The following is a 2432-nucleotide window of genomic DNA, read 5'->3' as shown; positions in this document are numbered from 1 at the left end:
ACATTATTTGGCGCCTTGACTGGCAACACGTAGGCATGAGTTTCGCCAATAAAATTCCTCATGTAGTCAACTCCGAAGTGGTTTGTGTCCATCCGCTCGCGGACTCCGAATTTCCAACCGTGCTTTTCGGACTCCTTAGGCGTTGTAACTTTGATCTCCTTGGCTAATCGGGCATCAAACGTGATTTCTTGATTCTCCTTACTCTTTAGCTCTATCATAGGCACTGAGGCTAGGGTATAGTTCTGAGCTATTCCGGCCTTGTCATTTGTGTTTAGTGTACTAATTACCGCGTATCGTCCCGGCTGCAAGGATAATGTGGTCTTCCCGCTGCTATTAGGATATACCTGTTTACCAACCCCCGTGTCATGGTTGAACCACACCATATCGCCTCCAGCCGGTTTTCCGTTGCGATCGATCTCATTAATAACTAAATCAACTAATGGTTCTGTTTTTGTTCCACCAATAGTCGTGTTAATGATTTTACCGTCACTTGAAGTAGCTTTTACCACTGCTTGATAATCGGCAATAGTGCCAAGCGATGTATCAAATGTTACCTTCATCTCACTGTTGCCATGTGCTGGGACAGTGACCACTGACTTGCTGAGTGTGAACATTCCAGCCGGTGCCGCTGTTTGATTCTCATTCTTGGCTGTCATGACGAGATTCAATGTCATATCACTGTCGGTTGGGTTGACATAATTATATGTCTTTTCTATTGGTTTAGTATCAACAAACCCGGCTCCCATACTGACAACTGCAGGACTGCTATACACGTTAGCCTCTAAGGCTTTCGTGATATCTACACGTCCGCCACCTTGTTGATTAGCTGAGTAGCGGGTATTTGCTACTGCAGTACCAGTTAATACCTGCTTAATATAGTCTCCTGACCAATCAGGGTGTCTTTGTTTCAGAATGGCTGCAGCACCGGAAACATGTGGTGTAGCCATTGATGTACCATTGGCACTAGTGTAGTAGTTATCAACGGCCGTACCCATAGTGGTTCCTGCTGCACGAGCAGCTACGATTGCTACTCCTGGTGCCGTAATCTCAGGTTTAGCTCTGAAATTATTGATAACAGGACCGCGACTTGAGAAATTAGCCAAAAGTTCGTTTGCGCTTTTGTCAACTGCCCCAACGGTCAATGCTTTTTCGGCTGCCCCTGGTGCTGCAATGGTTCTCTTATCTGGACCCACATTACCTGCAGCAATAACAAATAGTGTGTTGCTTGTATCACTCAAATTATTGACCGCTTGACTCAGTGGATCTGTTCCGTCGCTTGGTTCTTCCGAACCAAGGCTCATACTGACAACATCGGCCTTTTCCTGAACTGCCCATTGCATTGCTTCGATGATACTGGATGTAGAACCTGTTCCTGCGTTGCTAAGCACCTTCCCAATTAGAAGTTTTGCACCTGGGGCTACGCCCTTATATTTACCTCCAGAAGCTGCGCCTGATCCCGCGACAGTCGAAGCAACATGCGTACCGTGCCCGTGGTGATCTACATAATCTTCACCCGGTACGAAACTCTTCGCTTCAGCGATAGCATTTTTAACATCAGCATGATTCGGATCGATCCCAGTATCTAAGATAGCCACTTTCACGCCTGTGCCATCATACCCTGCTGCCCATGCTGTAGGTGCTCCAATTTGTGGAACACTCTTGTCCAACATCACTTGCACCGGTTTGTCAAGCCACAACTTGTTTATGCCATCGGCAAGTTTCGGTGCGGTCGTAGCTTTGGCGCTGTCATCGTCTACCGCTTCCCAGAACTTCGCCGCCATCGACTTGCTCGCCTTTAGCGCCACACCATTAGTGCTATCTAATACCTTGTCCTTTTTTGAACCTGCCGGAGCAGCCTGTTCTAACGCTTCGTCCGTATGACTTTCTGTGCCTGAGTAAGTCGCGATCAACGGGATATCGGAGACGTGAGCGTCGTCGTAGCCATACTCGACCAACTTGGTGATATTAAACAACTCGCGGTCAAGCTCATCTGCTGCTAGGTACGGTTGTGCCTTATCCGGGATGAGGTAGAAATCGTCTCCCAAACTCAACGTGGTTACACCCACTTCGGTTCCATCAGGGTTTGGAGCAAGCGTTGCTGATTGCAAGCCATCGGCGTTTTTTTCCAGCATCACAACTTCGCCCGTGATAAGGGTAACAGTGTGCGAGTCGACAACTTTGTTGTTCTGCAGTTGCTTGAACGCCTGGGTCACCGGCGTTTTGGTGGTGGTGGCATCATAAGCAAATGAATGAACAGTACTTGTTGACAAAAGTACTGCAGATACCAATCCTACGGTCATTACATTAACAATTTTTTTGTTTCTCCTCTTCTTCATTAAATTTCCCCCTTTTCCTTACTAAATAGTAGATTAATATATTTGTAAAAATGTGATGGTTTCTTGCTAATCACTTAATAATCACATTTAATACAC

1 protein-coding gene is annotated in these 2432 nt (G+C 46.5%); it reads right to left on the bottom strand.

Going from position 1 to position 2432, the window contains the following annotated elements; all coding sequences use genetic code 11:
• A partial coding sequence (locus tag AC1DSB_RS18005; RefSeq protein WP_477587280.1) for a S8 family peptidase occupies positions 1–1781 on the bottom strand: 1781 nt, incomplete at its 3' end.
• Positions 1782–2432: the final 651 nt, after the last annotated feature.

The sequence above is a fragment of the Paenisporosarcina sp. P4_E4_2 genome (genome assembly GCF_056401595.1).
This window is presented reverse-complemented; position numbering and strand designations above follow the sequence as displayed.